The organism is Larkinella sp. C7 (genome assembly GCF_006149005.1).
In the GTDB taxonomy this organism is placed as follows: domain Bacteria; phylum Bacteroidota; class Bacteroidia; order Cytophagales; family Spirosomataceae; genus Larkinella.
Genome location: NZ_VBSL01000217.1, coordinates 1 through 372 on the forward strand (window position 1 = coordinate 1; position 372 = coordinate 372).

The following is a 372-nucleotide window of genomic DNA, read 5'->3' on the forward strand; positions in this document are numbered from 1 at the left end:
TTAGTCTTTCTAGCCAAGACCGACACCCCTCTCTAACTAATTGATAGGTCTCTTCAAAATCGCCCGTAAACCAAGGATCTGGCACACCACCTTCAATAAAGAGTTGAATTTTGGAGGCCGAAGCTTGCGGAAATAGTGCTCTCAAATCTGCCACGTTTTCTTGGTCCATCCCAATGACAAAATCAAAATTATCCAGATCTGCCTGAGAAATCTGTTGTGAAGACTTGGTCTGATCATAAGGCACCCCATATTGTTTTAAAATAGCCTGAGTCCCTTGATGAATAGGGTTCCCATGCTCCCAAGAAGAGGTGGCCCGACTTTCAACATGAATATCAGTAGGGTCAACCATTGATTTCATGACAAATTCTGCCA

Annotated in this window: 1 protein-coding gene; it reads right to left on the bottom strand. The window is 43.3% G+C overall.

Annotation, left to right across the window (positions count from 1 at the left end; genetic code table 11):
- Positions 1-372 (bottom strand): low molecular weight protein-tyrosine-phosphatase (locus tag FH871_RS35165; RefSeq protein WP_138995375.1); only part of this gene is annotated, 372 nt, incomplete at both ends.